This is a genomic window from Cyanobacteria bacterium FACHB-DQ100, from assembly GCA_014695195.1.
GTDB lineage: Bacteria > Cyanobacteriota > Cyanobacteriia > Leptolyngbyales > Leptolyngbyaceae > Leptolyngbya.
The window spans coordinates 260,940-276,585 of sequence record JACJNW010000023.1 but is presented as its reverse complement, the minus strand read 5'-3'; the positions used below and the strand labels follow the sequence as shown (position 1 = coordinate 276,585).

Sequence of the window (15,646 nt, the reverse complement as noted above, 5' to 3'; positions counted from 1 at the left end):
GTTACTCATTTGGAGGTAATTCCAGCGCGATCGTGCCTAAGTTTCCTTTGCGGAAGTCAGTGAGAACTTGTCGTGCGGTGCGTTCTGCGTCACCCTTGTAATTCAGGTCTGCCAAGGTTTTGATATAGCTTTCTCCGGTTAGGTCTGCGATCGCGAGTCCGTAGCGCGATTCCAATGCCGCAGAGGAGGACTGCAACAATTCCACCAAAGATGCTGCAACTCTTTGATTGTCATAAGCTGCTTCGCCAATATCGTCACAGATGGCTAGTTTAATGGCGGCTTGCTGATCTGTAAGCTTGTTGGGCAAAACTCCGGGCGCGTCGAGTAATTCGATTTGGTCAGAAATTCTCACCCATCTCAGTTGCCGCGTTACGCCGGCACGACGGGCACTTTCGACCACTCGCCGTTTGAGGAGTCGATTGATCAGCGCCGATTTTCCGACATTGGGAAAGCCAATAACAACGGCTCGAACGGGACGAGCCAGCATCCCGCGATCGAGTCTGCGCTGATTCATTTTGACTCCTGCCGTTTGGGTAGCTTTGGCGATCGCTTCGATCCCCTTGCCGTGCTGTGCATCCGTAAACAGTGGCTCCTCGCCCCGCTCTTGAAACCACTGTGTCCACTGCTCTCTTGCTTTTTGCGGGATCATATCCACTCGATTCATTACCAGAATTCGCCCTTTCTCCCCGATCCATTGATCGACCTGCGGATGATGCGTGGACAAAGGAATTCGCGCATCCCGAACTTCCAGCACGACATCGACGCGCTTGAGTTGCTCTAGAAGCGCTCTTTCAGCTTTGGCAATGTGACCGGGATACCACTGGATGGAAGGTGCAGACATCTTAAGTTAATTCTCGAAGAGTTGGGCGGGCGTGAGTTGGGGAAATCGGAGGGAGCGGATCGAGCGATCGTCCTGGAATGTTCCGATTTCAGCGTATTCCTCACCTTGAAGTGCCAGAACCGTGATGGATCGATTTTCGGGATCAATTAGCCAATACTCAGGAATGCCACGCTTGGCGTATTGAGCGCGTTTGCGAATGAGATCACGATCGCGATTGGCTTTTCCAGGACTGAGTACCTCAACGACAAGCTGAGGAGGCGGTGCGTCAATTAGGATCGTAAGGCGTTTCTGAGTCAGAGCTAGGTGAACTTGATCTAGAATCACCAAGTCAGGATATCGGTTTGCTGCATCTTCTCTTTGCAGCACTGGAACTTGAACTTCGCAGGTATGAGGGCGAATTAACCGAGGTGGAACTCCTGCCTCTACAAGTTTAAGTAGAAGAAGGTTAGGAATAAAATCATTCGGCTCAGATTCTGGTGGCAAGGCGAATAATTCTCCATCGATCAGCTCATAGCGATTATCTGTCCCGTCATCGAATTCCAGGTACTCTTCAAACGTGGCAAATTTGGGTTTGGCTTGAGTCATCGGTTAAGGAACGACTAGGACAGGACAGGGAGAAAGGCTGATCACTCGATTGGTGACGCTATCGGATGCGCCTTCGGTCGTGAGTCCGAGACCCCGACATCCCATGATAATCAAATCGGCTTCTACCTCATCAGCGACATCACAAATGGTAAAGGCAGGCTTGCCCTCGCGCTCGATCGCATCGACTTCGATCCCCTGCTGCGAAAAGAGCGAACGGGCACTTTCCAGCAGTGTCGCGACGGCTGTCGGAGACGACATCGCATCGGGATGATCGCTCATCGTTTCCACTACCGAGAGCAGAATCAAGCGGCTTTGATGCACTTTGACGACATCCGCAACCGTTTCAACCGCTTGACGGGAATCGCGGCTTTCATCGATCGGAAACAATACAGTCTTAAACATAATTTCAAATCCAGACTCAACTTATTTCCAGCATTACAGAAACTTCGATCATAGGTGACGCGATTAATGGAAAAATAAGAAATAGGTAGAAAGACTCATTTAGGAGCCAAGATCGTGCCGAAAAAGACTGTCAATGATTTATCGTCCGCCGAATTACAAGGCAAGCGTGTTTTAGTTCGGGCAGATTTCAACGTGCCTGTGGATGATCAAGGGAACATTACCGATGACACGAGAATTCGCGCAGCATTGCCCACGATCGAAGCGCTCACCTCAAAAGGAGCAAAAGTAATTTTATCCAGTCACTTCGGTCGTCCGAAAAATGGCCCCGAAGATAAATATCGCTTAACTCCGGTCGGAAAAAGACTTTCAGAACTGCTCGGTAAGCCCGTGGTCAAGACCGATGACTGTATCGGGGATGAAGTGAAGTCGAAAGTCGATGCGATGCAGCCTGGAGACGTTCTGCTGCTAGAGAACGTGCGGTTCTACAAGGAAGAAGAAAAGAACGATCCGGCATTTGCTGAGAAATTAGCCTCAGTTGCAGATTTATACGTCAACGATGCATTTGGAACCGCTCACCGCGCCCACGCTTCGACCGAAGGCGTAACCAAATTCCTTAAGCCTTCTGTTGCAGGATTGCTGATCGAGAAAGAGCTGCAATATCTGCAAAGCGCGATCGAAAATCCTCAGCGTCCCTTGGCAGCGATCGTTGGTGGCTCGAAAGTTTCCAGCAAAATCGGCGTAATCGAAACCCTGCTCGATAAGGTAGACAAATTGCTGATCGGCGGCGGTATGGTGTTCACGTTCTATAAAGCGCGTGGCTTGTCGGTCGGCAAATCCTTGGTAGAAGAAGACAAGCTGGAACTTGCGAAATCCTTGGAAGCGAAAGCGAAAGAGAAAGGCGTTGAACTGCTGCTGCCAACTGATGTTGTGGTTGCCGATAACTTTGCGCCCGATGCCAACACTCAAACCGTGAGCGTCGAAAATATCCCCGATGGCTGGATGGGCTTAGATATTGGCCCCGACTCTGTGAAAACCTTCCAAGCGGCTCTGGCTGACTGCAAGAGCGTGATCTGGAATGGGCCGATGGGCGTGTTTGAAATGGATAAATTCGCCAAAGGAACTGAGGCGATCGCGCACACTTTAGCTGAACTCACCCCGAAAGGTACAGCGACCATTATTGGCGGCGGCGATTCGGTTGCAGCCGTTGAGAAAGTCGGAGTGGCAAGTCAAATGAGCCACATTTCGACGGGCGGTGGCGCAAGTCTGGAACTGCTTGAAGGCAAAGAACTTCCGGGAATTGCAGCGCTCGATGAAGCGTAGAGTTTTCTGAAATTAAGCAAGCCCGTCGATCGCAAATAACTGCGATCGACGGGTTGTGTTTTATCTCGGATTGACTTTACCGATCGTCTTCAGCTTTCCATCCGGTTCAACTGTCCAGACATCGTAACTACCGACAACATCGCCTGCTGCGTCAATATCAACATCCCCACTCGCACCTTGATAGTTGATGTCTTTTCCTTGACGCAGCAGCTCTAAGCCCTTACACACATCCGTTACCACTTCTCCGGGTGCATTCGTCACCTCGCGTAGCTTATCTTTCATCGCCTCGCCCGTATTTGACTTTGCAGCTTGCGCGGCTAATGCCAAAATCGCAGCGGCATCCCACGCATGAGGCGCATAAGCCACGAGCGGACGTTTTTGCTTTTCTTCCCACAGTTTGGTAAAGGCAGCTAACCCTGCACCACTCGCGCCCGGAACGGTTCCAAGCGCTCCGGCGACAATCGATCGGTTGTTCTGTCCTTTGCCAACTTTATCCACGAAATCCTGCGAGTACACGCCATCGGTGAATAAAAACTGCATATTCTGGCTTTTTCCTTGTTCGTAAGCAGATTTCGCAATCAAGCTGCCCGTGTCGGCATACATCACTGCCATGACCACTTGTGGATTTCCGGCAAAAGCTGCGGCGGCTTCGGCTTCAACGGTCGTCGCCTTCGGATCATACCGAGTCGGTCTGTCTTTGTTCGTCACCTTGCCACCCAGCGCTTCAAACGATTTGACAAACTCGCGCTCAAAGCCAACCCCGTAATCGTTGTTGATCACGATCGTTCCAGCCGTTTTCAGATTGCGCTCACTGGCAAGTTTTGCCAACGCTTGCGCTTGATAGATGTCGGGCGGTGCAGTTCTTGCCCAATAGCCTTGATACTTGCCTTCTTTGGCTTGCTGAGTGAATACAGGACTGGTGCTTCCAGGAGAGATGAGGACAACTTTATTGCGAACGGCGATCGGGATCGCAGCCGTTGAAACGCTACTGGCGAACGAACCGACAACGCCCGCGACTTTTTCCCGTTCTGCCAATCGCGTCATGCCTTCTGCACCTGCGGCGGGATCGGTTTGGTCGTCTACGCTAACAAGGGTAACAGGTTGACCGTTGACACCACCGCACTGATTCACGGCATCCACCAGCATCGGAACAGCGTTGACCATTTGCTGTCCGACTGAGGCGAGGTCTCCCGTTGAAGGCAGGAGCGAACCGATTTTTAAGCCCCCAGCAGGTGCGGCAGAGCCAGCAGGTGATGCCGTTCCGCCTTGTCCGGTAGGTGGGGTGGATTCTTGGCAAGCGGCAGCAAGTAACCCCACAGAGAGCGTGAGGGCAGCCAGCGACAGAGCGCGACCAAGTTTAGGGCGAGAAGCCAGGTTACTCATTGCAGGTTCAACTCCTTTGAACGATCGAGAAATCCGAGTGTAGATCTTAAGTGAAGCCGATTTTAAACCCAAGACTCCCGAAATTCAGCATTATTTACTGAAATTCGTCGATCGTTCGAGTAACCACCAGAGTTCACCTTGCGGCTTGATCAGTCTTGCAGGGTAAGTATTTTCATCTGCTTGGTCGGCAAAAATCTGAGTGAGGGCGTTGTATTTGCTTGCGCCCGCCACCATGAAGATGACGGTCTGTGCTGCATTGATTAGCGGTGCAGTGAAGGTGATGCGGGGATTGCCATCTTTGTCGCCCACAGTGATGAGACGATCGCGCACTTGTAAAGCAGGGGTATGAGGAAACAGGGAGGCCGTGTGAGCATCATCGCCGATACCAAGCAAAATCAAATCGAAAGCGGGAAATTCTCCCGGCTTGGCGTTGAAAAAGGTTTGCAGTTCGGCTTCGTGTTTTTGAGCGGCGATCGCCGGAGCAGCGTCATCGGTTGGCATCGGATGAATATTTGCAGGGGGAATCGGCACTTTATCCAACCAAGCCAAACGAGCCATGCGTTGATTGCTGTCGGGATGATCTGCCGGAACATAGCGTTCGTCACCCCAAAAGATGTGGAGCTTATCCCAAGGAAGATTTTGCTGCGCTAGTTTTTCGTAGAGCGGTTTGGGAGTGCTACCGCCGGAAAGCGCGATCGTGGCAATGTTGCGAGTTGCGATCGCAGCGTGGAGGTTTTCGACCACGAGTTCGAGGGCACGATCGACGAGCGCATTTAGATCAGCGAGAATTTCAATCTGTGGATTCATCAGAGCAATTTCACAATTCTTCTTCGTCAGGATAAGGGAAGAATTTTCAGATCTCTGCTGTCTTTAGATCGATGTAAGAAATCCGATGTCTAAAGAAGTAGGTAAGAAGTAGGTAAAGGGCAATTGCTGCAACAGAAGTGGGTACTCTGCATATTAACTCCCCTCAGTGTTCCACCTGTTAAACTTAGCCCCCAAGTCATGAAAATTAGCCATTGGATCAAAAAGCATTCGCTTGCGGTTGAATGTTGTTTAATTTTTGCAAGCTGCGTTTATGTCTATCTAGCAAACGATAGAACGATTACAACTCACGACGCGACTCCGAATACACTGCTTGCATTTAATTGGCTTTTTAATCACCAACTCAATTTTGATAATTTTAGGGACAGTTATTTCTCTAATAATGTGGTGTGGTACTTTACAGAGTCTCCCACCGGACATTTAACCGCTGCCTATCCGATCGGCACTGCAATCATCACATTTCCCTTCTATGTCGTTTTTGCAGTCATTCGCTGGATACAGCATCTAACGAGCGATGTATTTCTACAGTCCAGCTTATACTCATTTAACATTCATTCAGCTATTTTTGAACCCGATCGACTTTATTTTGAGAAGCTAGCAGGAACTTTGACCACTTCAACTGCAGTGGTTCTGTTTTATCTAGCTGCTCGACTTAAATTTAATCAAACAGTCTGCATAATTTTGACGTTTACCTATGCTTTTGCAACTCAGAACTGGGTGACAAATTCCCAATCGATGTTGCAACATACCGGAGCGAATTTAGCAGTCTGTGGGATTTTGCTTTGTTTTCTGAAGGCGAACCGAACCCAGGGAAAAGCTCGGAAGTGGCTATTATTTGCAGCAGGAGTCTTATCTGGCTTGATTCCTGGTATTCGCCCGACGGATGCTATTTTTTTGGTTGCAGCAGTTGTTTATGCTGTCTTTATTTACCGCCGAGACTGCGTTTTTTTATTGTTCGGGCTACCTTCGGCACTTCTCTGTATTAGCTGGAATTTGTATTATTTTGGAACGCTGTTTTTGGGCGGCTATGCCAGCCAAACGCGACTATATGACTTTTCGATCGAGCCGGTGACTCAAGCCTCTCTAGGTCTGCTGTTCAGTCCTGCGCGTGGTCTATTTACGTTTTCGCCTGTTCTATTGTTTATGATTCCTGGAGCATTTCAAGTCTTTAGGTTTAGAGCCAAGCGAGATGAACAATTACTGCTTTGCTTTGCTAGTGCCGCAGTGGTGTTGTTTATTAATTACTGCTTTTTTTCGGTCTGGTGGGCTTCTTGGACTTACGGCAATCGATTTCTAGCCGATGCTTTACCTATCTTTTGTCTGTTAGTAGGCTATGCGATAGCAGACATCGTTGAATTGAGTGCGACACTTGGTAAAAGAATTAACTATTCGCTAGTTTGCTTCCTGGCTCTCCTGCTATTTTCTACATTCGTTCAATGTGTCGGTGCATTTACTACAAAATTTGGCAGTCTTGATTGGAATGGGATTCCAGTTGAGATTGATGTTAATACCAGTGCCGGAGTAGGTCGATTGTGGGACTGGCACGATAGCCCGATCGAGCGGAGTGCGAGAAATCTGTTTCATGAGCTAACCGGTTTGCCTCAGAATCCAGCTTCTTCTTTTTCTGGACTTAATGGAAAAATTGAAAACGTTCAAGTTTTGAATCAAGCTTGGGAAGGTAGAACTGTGGTAGGCGCTCCCAGTAATGCTGCTCTGCTGCAAGTCGATCTTCAGAATACAGGGGCTACGAAGTGGCTAGGATATGATACAGGTCTGAAGCGTGGCTCGATCGCAGTGAGCGCACAATTTTACGACCAGGAGAATCAGGTTGCAAAGCAGGGTATGCTTTACATCCCTGGAGTGACTCATCCGACTCAGTATGCTCGTGCGATCGGAGTTGTTGAGCTACCCGTGAACTATGGGGCCTATCAATTGAAGCTGTCATTAGTGAATACTCAAACGTCAGAAAGCATCTCAAAGAAACAGTATGAGCTAAGCGTTAAGATTGATCCAAAGTACCAGGTTTTTGAGCAAGAATTTATTCAGGTGCAAGTCCCAAAACAGATTGCTGCTGGAAACACAGCAAAATTGTTTACGGTGGTTCAGACTCGCAGCAATTTCCCTTGGTATCGAGAACCGCGTACCAAAAAGTTTGAAGTTAAGCATCCCTTTAATGCCTCCTACCATCCGGTTCGGTTTGCTTACCGTTGGATCAATGAAAGCGGCGAGGTGACGAAAGGAGAGCAAACTCCACTACCCTGGACGCTGATTTATCGCAAAGATTGGACGTTTGGCATCTTTGATCAAGCCGGTATCAATACAATGATCAAAGCGCCCGATCGTCCTGGCAACTATACCCTGCGACTCTCTATGTTTCAGGAGGGTGTGGGTTGGTTCGACGAAAAAGGCGCGAAACCAAAAGACATTCCTATCACCGTTACAGCGAGTTAGTTATCGTACTTAGCAAATAAACTCAGGTTTGAGTCGGAGATAAGTCACCCAACTGTAAGCGAAATGCTCTTCGCGATCGAGATGTTTTAATCGCGTCGGCATTTCATCCCACAGCGGCTCCAGTGGACAGCCTTCCATTACAGGCGGAATCAGCGCTGGGAAAAGATAATACTCATCAATCCAACTAAAGAGTTCAGGCAAAATCGGATCGTTCCGCTTGAGTAGATGAGTAATGCTGGTGTGATAGGTGTCTTCATACTGATTGTCATCGAGTAGGACGTGCTGAATTCCATATCTCAAACTCTGTTCAATTCGAGGAGCAACGTTTTGATGATCATCGAAGATTGCACAAGTTTGAACAGATGGATCAAGCTCAAAATTGGCGCAGGAAAAGTCTTGTGTACTGTAGCCAGCACGAGGAGACCGATAGCACGTTGAAAGATTGAGCGGCATCATCAAAACTGGATCAAGACAATATAGTTCTGCATTCGGCAGGATTGAATCGATCAGCCAAGTTGAAAAACCACGCCAGAAACCAGACTCGATTACGACATCAGGTGTGATGCGTTTGAGAAAATAGCAGTAGGCAAAAGCCGAGTCGAATCGAATTCCACCTGTATTATCGAAAGGGCGTTGATCGTAGAGATTGGCGAACTGCTCTAACTGCTCTGATAAAGTTGCACGATCGCTAAAAAGCTCCACAGCTTCAACATCAACACCGGGAATTTGCAAGGGAAAATTAGTCTTAACCATAACAATTCAGAATTTAGACAGTGACAAGTTCAAACAAAATGCTTTCTAGTTTTGCAAGCGCTTTCGTTTGCGTGAATTCAGTCATTGCTTTGCGTTGTCCGTTCTGAGCGAGCTGCTTCCAGGCTTCAGGATTTGCTGCGAGAGAAGATAGAGCATCAGCCAGTGATAAAGGATTTTCAGATTCAAAGAGCAGTCCATCTTCTCCGGGATAGACAATCTCGCCTGCACCACCTGTACCACTGGTAATCAGCGTCAGTCCGGCTGCCATTGCTTCGATTTGACTGATTCCGAATGGCTCTTGGAAGCGAGAAGGAAAAACAAGAACATTGTGAGTTTGATAAAGCTCTCGAAGCTGTTGGCGAGATAACACACCAGGGAAGTCAATTCGATCGCTCAATCCCTCAGCAACCGCAAACGATTTCAGCGCTTCCACAAAGTCAGGCTGAAAGGTTCCACCCGCGATCGTGGCGCTAAACTCAATTCCACTCGCGTTCAGAATGGCTAAAGCTTCGATCAGGACATCCGCGCCCTTGTAGGGTGCAACTAAGCTGGCATAAGCGATTCTAAGCCGATCGCGTTTTGGTAACTCCGATCGATAGAATGTTTCGACATCTGCACCTGGATAAATGGCTTGAGCATTGGCGATCGGATAACCTTGCGCCGTTAAGCTATGAATAATCCAATTGCTGCAAGTGATGTAGCGGTATGCTGATCGTCTTGGCGCAAGTTCGGCAACATAACCCGGATTCGCATTCATCACATAATGAGCGATCGGAATTTTTCGGTTTAACAGTGCATCAATCAATTCAGTTCCAACTTCTAAAAAATCCAAGTTTCCAGCAAAGCAAACATCTGGATGAAACTCATCAATATGCTGTTTTAAGGCTTGGATATTGTGCTGTAAGCGATCGCGAACCGTTTCTGGGTCAAAATGTCTCGCTCCCTCAGCAGACCATTCACCCAATAGCAAAAAGGCGCGATCGACTGGAGGTTCTGGATAGCGGCTTTCATGAACACCAAACAATCCTGGAGCATCGCTGGTCAGGACTAGGACTTGATGCCCTCGATGTTGGAGCAATCTGGCGAAATCTGCGATCGAGCGTTCATATCCTCCTAACACTTGAGGGGGATAGAGATTCGTCAGAATCAGAATTCTGAGTGACTTGGCGCGTTGAGTGGAAATCGCGCGATCGAAAATAACTGAAGCAGTCAAAGCAACCTCCAGATATCAATACAATTCAAGAACAATCCTCAGCTTTGGGTGTAAATTGCCCACATTTGCTGATAAGCGCGTTCCATTTCACGGGCAAACTGTCTGCCGTTCCATAAAGGAGCCGATCGCTTTGATTGATGTAGCTTAGAAATGACACTTTGCCGTAGGGCTGCATCGGTTCCGAGCCGTACACCCCATTCAATATACTCGCGATCGTTAAAAGCGATCCCTTCTGTTACACCCGCATTCATCATCATTGTGTAACTGTTCCGAGCCGCGAATTGTTCACCGACACGAGTAACGATCGGAACTTCCATCCAGAGCGTTTCCATTGTGGTGGTGGCTCCATTGTAGGGGAAAGTATCGAGAACCACATCGGCGATTTGTAAGTTGGCGCGATGAATCGGACAAGAGGGATCGCCCTTGAGAAATCGGAGTCGATCGCGAGATACACCTTCTTCTTCAGCCAGTTTGAAAAAGAACTCTTGAACCGATTTCGCATCTGCGAGTCCTTTGATTAAGAAGTAACTATTTGGAACTTCCTGGATGATTTTGAGTTGGCAACGGACGTGATCTTGGTGGCGTTTGTAGCCGCGTTGAGCGCTAAGGAACACGATCGCATCTTTGGGAATGTTGAGATCTTCGCGGCGTAAGGTTGGGGGATCGATTTCAAAGCCATCCACTGCAATGTAAGACTGCGGTAAACGCCAGATCTTTTCGTGGTAATAACTCTGGGCATCGTCGGGAAGCACGTAAGGATCAGCGATGAAGTAATCGATTGTGGGTAAACCTGACGCATCCCAACCCAGCCAAGTTGCTTGAATTGGGGCAGGTTTGAGCGAGAGAATCTGACAGCTTACATCCAGCGTGATACTGTCTAGATCAATCAGAATATCAATCTCATCTTGGTAAATTTGATCCGCGATTTCTAGATAGGTTGCTTCGGCGTAAGTCGTGAACTTGTGAGCATATTCAACGGTGTCGGCATACCAAGCTTGCAGCGGATCAAAGGCTTCTCGATAACCGAGAAAATATCCGTGAAGTTCGATTTGTTCTCGATCGTGATGTTGGAATAACCATCGAGCCAACCAACCGACTGAATGCGTTGCCATGCAGTAGGACAGGTAGCCAACTTTCAGCCGTTGACCTATACGATCGCGCTTTTGATGATGGTAGAGTTTACCGATCGTGGCGGCATGATTTTGAAATCCAGTTTGGGCAAGCTTGATGACTTGGTTTTCTAGAGTTCTCCATTGTTGCGGCTGGTCTTGGAGGTAGGCGAGGTAATAGCCTGAATTGAATAGGCGCGTGAGTTGGGACAGTCGAGCATCAGACGGAGGTTGCTGAACTAGGCGTTCTAGTAGAGTTCGATGATGCTGTGCGGCTTCGACCGCCTCTTGCCAGAGTCCGCCTGCTCCAAGCAATCCCCGCAACATTAAGCCGTTTGAGTAAATTTGTTCAATCAGCGTTTCAGAGTGCTGATAGCGAAATTTAGCGACTTCAACCGCTTTTAGGTGATTACCCAGGTTATGATGCAGGGCGGCTAGTAATCCTAGAATGTCAGACTGAACGGGATTAATTTTGAGCGCACATTCGGCAATACGGATAGCAAATTCTTCCTCAAACGCTGTGAATCCAAAGCGCAGGAGTGCAGCGATGACCGAGTTTGCTGCCGCATCACTGTACTGTAAATGCAAAATTGCAACTTCGACAAAGGCAAGCAGCGCATCAGAAGCGGGAGCCGTTTTTAAGAGTCGATCGAACACCTGCCAGAGATATTCAAGCGAAACTTGGGCGTTCGGTTGTGCAAGCTGCTCAATCAGTCCGATGTCTTCGAGGAGTGAATCAGTTAGAAGATTGAGGTCGATCGAGAGTGTGACAATGTGTAGTAAGTTCTCGATATGCTCAGGGCATAGTTCTCGAAGATGCTGACGAATTACCCAAGCAGTTGTTTGCTCTAGTTTTGCGGTGCGGCGTTCTGCTTCAGTATGCAGAATTTGACTGAGTTCAGCAACGGCGGCATCCATCTGGTCGGTATCAATTTCAGAGAGCGCAAATAACCAAGTCGTTTGGGCTTCTTCTTCTTGTTCCTGAAGCAGCAGCAGTAATCCTAAATGCCAGTAGTGCGAATGGTTAGACGATTCGATCTCAATTGCTTGCTCGTAGAGGGCGGCGGCTTGAGCAAAACTGTCTTGCTGAGTGTAGAGGGCAGCTTGATGTTGCCAATCGATGGATAGGCTTGAGGGGGAAGTGAAAGGAGACATACGGAGGCTGATGCAATTTCGGACATAGTAGACGAAAAAAAGGAAAGTGAGCAGAGAGAATCTACTCACTTTCGGATTAAGCAATTTGAGCTTTAGGCTAAATTACTGAGCTTGAGTGGAGCCACTACCACAAGCAAGGGTAGTACCGCTAACAGTACCAACGGCGACTGCTGTAGTTCCAGGAGCGTTGTTTTCGCACAGAATTCCAGTCGTATTTGTTTCACTGGTGGTGGAGTTCGTCGTCAAGACAACAGTTCCACCATAGGAGCGAAGTGCGGTCACTTTAGAGGTTCCCAAGCTCAAGCTATGAGTTGCGGGGGTGGCGGCACCAGCAGCAGAGCCAGTGGTGGAGTAGTTGTAGTTTGTAGTCGAGTCAGCAACAGGCTGGGACATATCAGCCAAGTTGCTTGCGAAGCGGCTTTTCTCCATGTAGAACGCTTGCTGAGTCCGAAGCACTGTACCAACATATTGCTTCGCTTCAGATTGCTTACCTTTGTTTGCCTGGTTCAAGAACGAAGGAAGCGCGATCGCCGACAGAATACCGATGATGATGATTACAACGAGCAATTCAATCAGGGTGAAACCACCTTCTCTTTTTTTCGAGACCAAGTGGCTGAGGAACTTTGCCTTCAATTCAGATTTCATGAGAGACGCTTCTCCTTTAAGGTGTGGTTTGTTTGAACTTCTAACGCCTGAATCTAATCTGCCCAGCGTGATCAGATTTGATATCACCTGAAGTGAGAAAATCTTGAATCCGAATTTGGCGAATCACTAAACACCACTCTCGATCATGACATAGCCGCTTTCTTCTAAAGGCTGTAACAATTCTTTCACCCGCGCCAATGCTTCGGCTTCTGAGGTCGGTTCCAAAGTCACTAGATCAATCGGTCTCAACTTCTGCCACCATTGAACTAATTCCCGCACCGATCGTGATTTCTCTAATAGCGGCAGCAAGCATCCTGTCCCTTGACTATCAATCACAATCGATTCATCAGTCAGTGGACAAAAGCGATTCATCTCAAAAATTTTCGCCTCAGTCGCACAGCTCTTTAAGGCTGCGCGAAACTCATCGGTAATTAGATGCAAAGGTAGATGCACAATCGCAGTTTGCCAAGCTTCATCGCTCCATTCTGAGATCGACTCATATTGTTGTGATTGTCCAGGCAATCCACACCAAACATCTAGCAATCGATGGCGAGGATTCAATAACTCGTAGAGATGAAGCTGTTGCGCGATCGACTGATCTGAAAAACCCATCATCACATTAAATGGCAATTCACCAATGTCATTAAACAGTGAGAGCAAATCCCATTCCCGCCAATTCACCATTGAGATTAGTTCTAGTCCCACGCTCTCGATCGCTTCAAACAACTCTAGGATTGTCCAGCCTTTATCCCCGTCAAGCAGATAGTTCGCTAAAACTGCCTCATCGCTGGTTTCAAAATTTGAATTCCAACCATACTGTTTCACGAACACATCATTTTTCAGGCATTTCACTATTTCTCGCACAAGTTTTACTTCAGCTTCAGGTTCAGGTCTAGCCATAAAGCCAAGCTGCTTAAAGAATTTCTGAGCGCGATGATAAATTATTCGTTGCAATGAACTATGAAAGTTTGTGCGAAGAATTCCGTCCGGCTTCAGCACTTCTTTCATCGCCTTCAATCCCGCGATCGGATCAGGCAACAAATACAGCACTTCATCATTATTAATGTAGTCGAACTGCATTCCCAGACTGGGCAGATCTTCAAGCGCGATCGCGTGAAACTCGACATTCTCGATGTTGTGGTACTGCAATCGCTTCCGGGCTAAATCCACCGATGCCGGAGACAGATCAATTCCGACAATTTTCGCGCCCGGATTCGCGATCGCCAATTCCAAGGACTTATATCCGGTTCCACAACCCGCATCTAAAATCAGTTTTCCAGCCGGAGTCACTACTTTTTGATTCCGACGATAGTAAGCAGTGACCAGGCTGTGAATATAGAGTGCTCTTGGATTTTTGGGAAACTCTTCTAAGGGGATTCTGGGATACGGAGCATTGTCGAACTGCTGACGCATCTTCTCTAAAAAGTCAGACTTGAGCGGAGTCATTGTCATCGTGGTTTCTCTCGAATTCAGGGCTTAAACGGAAAACTCCTACCAATATGCACGCATCTTCAAGAATGACCTCCGTAAAGCTACGGCTTGATGCAGCTAGGGTAAAAATCAGGTGAGCAAATCTGTCGAGCAACCGAAATCTAAGCTCGATCGCTGAGGCGATCGTCGAGAGAACTAAATCCACAGCAGTATTTTCCGTCTTTGCCTCATACAAATTCCACATCAAATAAAATCACATGGCATAATGATGTGTCTGACCTAATTAGGGGAACTGATAGCACTCCCAAAACCGACTTAATTTAAGGAGAAAAAATGGCACGAGTGATGGTCGTTGGAGCGGGTGGGGTGAGCCGCGTTGTTACTCACAAACTTGCTGCACTGGAAGAGTTTGATCAAATCCTACTCGCCAGCCGGACTCTAGAGCGATGTAATCGGATCGCCCAGAGTATTTCTACAAAGTCCATTCAGACCGCACAACTCGATGCGGATGACGTGCCCGAAACCCTAAAGCTGCTGGAGACGTTTCGCCCCGATATTCTGATTAACGTAGCATTGCCTTATCAAGATCTCGCGCTGATGGATGCGTGTCTGCAAGCAGGCGTACACTATCTCGATACGGCAAATTACGAGCCTCCCGACAATCCCAAATTTGAATATCGCTGGCAGTGGGCGTACCAAGAGCGCTTTTTTGAGGCTGGACTAACCGCCATTCTCGGCTGCGGTTTTGATCCCGGTGTGACGGGCATCTTTACCGCCCATGCTCTCAAACATCATTTTGATGAGATTCACGAACTCGATATCGTGGATTGCAATGCTGGGAGCCATGGTCGCGCCTTTGCAACGAACTTCAACCCAGAAATCAATATTCGCGAGATTACGCAACCCGGACGCTACTACGAAAAAGGCGAATGGGTCACGGTACCGCCGTTGTCGATGCACCAGTCGATCGAGTATCCGGAGATTGGCGATCGTGAGTCCTACTTGCTCTATCACGAAGAACTCGAATCGCTGGTCAAACATATTCCAACCCTAAAGCGAGCGCGATTCTGGATGACCTTTTCCCAGAGCTATCTCACTTATCTAGATGTGCTGCAAAACCTGGGTTTGACTCGGATTGATCCCGTTGATTATGAAGGAACACCTGTGATTCCTTTGAAACTCCTGAAAAAGCTTTTGCCTGATCCATCTTCGCTGGCAGCAAACTACACGGGGCAGACCTCGATCGGCTGTCATCTGCGCGGCATCAAAAACGGCAAACCGCAGCAGTATTACATCTACAACAACTGCGATCACGCCAAGGCTTACCAAGAAGTCGGAGCGCAAGCGATTTCTTATACGACCGGAGTTCCAGCAGCGCTCGGAGCCTTGATGGTAGTAAACGGCGCTTGGCAAAAACCAGGAGTGTTCAACGTCGAGCAGCTTGATCCTGATCCCTTTATGCAGCGAATCGGAGCGCTTGGTTTACCGTGGCATGAAGTGATTGGACATCCCTCGCCGTTTGCGGAGGTCTAG

The 15,646-nt window shown here is 48.2% G+C and carries 13 protein-coding genes; 3 read left to right on the top strand and 10 right to left on the bottom strand.

Features of this window, described 5'->3' with window-relative positions:
• Position 1 precedes the first annotated feature (1 nt).
• Genes ylqF through H6F51_09375 form a run of 3 tightly spaced genes read right to left on the bottom strand, consistent with a single transcriptional unit; the run spans position 2 to position 1,828 of the window.
• Positions 2 to 841 carry a ribosome biogenesis GTPase YlqF gene (gene ylqF, locus H6F51_09385; protein MBD1822709.1) on the bottom strand — a complete coding sequence of 280 codons (840 nt, stop codon included), beginning with the start codon at positions 839 to 841 and terminating at the stop codon, positions 2 to 4.
• Positions 842 to 847: 6 nt separating this feature from the next.
• Positions 848 to 1,426, bottom strand: coding sequence for a Uma2 family endonuclease (locus H6F51_09380; protein ID MBD1822708.1), 579 nt, complete (start codon positions 1,424 to 1,426; stop codon positions 848 to 850).
• A 3-nt stretch (positions 1,427 to 1,429) separates the two neighbouring features.
• Positions 1,430 to 1,828: a universal stress protein gene (locus tag H6F51_09375; protein ID MBD1822707.1), complete on the bottom strand. Its 399-nt coding sequence runs from the start codon at positions 1,826 to 1,828 to the stop codon at positions 1,430 to 1,432.
• A gap of 114 nt (positions 1,829 to 1,942) precedes the next feature.
• Here H6F51_09375 and H6F51_09370 point away from each other — a divergent pair, with 114 nt between their 5' ends.
• Positions 1,943 to 3,148: a phosphoglycerate kinase gene (locus tag H6F51_09370; protein ID MBD1822706.1), complete on the top strand. Its 1,206-nt coding sequence runs from the start codon at positions 1,943 to 1,945 to the stop codon at positions 3,146 to 3,148.
• Positions 3,149 to 3,208: 60 nt separating this feature from the next.
• Here H6F51_09370 and H6F51_09365 read toward each other — a convergent pair whose 3' ends face one another.
• Positions 3,209 to 4,531 (bottom strand): ABC transporter substrate-binding protein, encoded by a 1,323-nt coding sequence (locus tag H6F51_09365; protein MBD1822705.1) that lies wholly within the window; start codon positions 4,529 to 4,531, stop codon positions 3,209 to 3,211.
• A gap of 90 nt (positions 4,532 to 4,621) precedes the next feature.
• Entirely contained in the window at positions 4,622 to 5,338 is a 717-nt protein-coding gene (pgl, locus tag H6F51_09360) for a 6-phosphogluconolactonase (GenBank protein ID MBD1822704.1), read from the bottom strand.
• Positions 5,339 to 5,743: 405 nt separating this feature from the next.
• Here pgl and H6F51_09355 point away from each other — a divergent pair, with 405 nt between their 5' ends.
• The gene (locus H6F51_09355; GenBank protein MBD1822703.1) at positions 5,744 to 7,807 is read left to right on the top strand and encodes a hypothetical protein; all 2,064 of its coding nucleotides are present in this window, start codon (positions 5,744 to 5,746) and stop codon (positions 7,805 to 7,807) included.
• 9 nt (positions 7,808 to 7,816) lie between these two features.
• On the opposite strand, the gene H6F51_09350 is transcribed toward H6F51_09355, so the two are convergent.
• From H6F51_09350 to H6F51_09330, 5 genes are all read right to left on the bottom strand, one after another.
• The gene (locus H6F51_09350) at positions 7,817 to 8,560 is read right to left on the bottom strand and encodes a hypothetical protein (GenBank protein MBD1822702.1); all 744 of its coding nucleotides are present in this window, start codon (positions 8,558 to 8,560) and stop codon (positions 7,817 to 7,819) included.
• A gap of 13 nt (positions 8,561 to 8,573) precedes the next feature.
• The gene (locus tag H6F51_09345; protein ID MBD1822701.1) at positions 8,574 to 9,773 is read right to left on the bottom strand and encodes a glycosyltransferase family 4 protein; all 1,200 of its coding nucleotides are present in this window, start codon (positions 9,771 to 9,773) and stop codon (positions 8,574 to 8,576) included.
• Between the two features lie 38 nt (positions 9,774 to 9,811).
• Positions 9,812 to 12,037 (bottom strand): O-linked N-acetylglucosamine transferase, SPINDLY family protein, encoded by a 2,226-nt coding sequence (locus H6F51_09340; protein ID MBD1822700.1) that lies wholly within the window; start codon positions 12,035 to 12,037, stop codon positions 9,812 to 9,814.
• Positions 12,038 to 12,139: 102 nt separating this feature from the next.
• Positions 12,140 to 12,682, bottom strand: a complete 543-nt coding sequence (locus tag H6F51_09335) for a type IV pilin-like G/H family protein (GenBank protein ID MBD1822699.1) — start codon at positions 12,680 to 12,682, stop codon at positions 12,140 to 12,142.
• Positions 12,683 to 12,808: 126 nt separating this feature from the next.
• Positions 12,809 to 14,128, bottom strand: coding sequence for a methyltransferase domain-containing protein (locus H6F51_09330; protein MBD1822698.1), 1,320 nt, complete (start codon positions 14,126 to 14,128; stop codon positions 12,809 to 12,811).
• Between the two features lie 318 nt (positions 14,129 to 14,446).
• Here H6F51_09330 and H6F51_09325 point away from each other — a divergent pair, with 318 nt between their 5' ends.
• The gene (locus H6F51_09325) at positions 14,447 to 15,646 is read left to right on the top strand and encodes a saccharopine dehydrogenase family protein (GenBank protein ID MBD1822697.1); all 1,200 of its coding nucleotides are present in this window, start codon (positions 14,447 to 14,449) and stop codon (positions 15,644 to 15,646) included.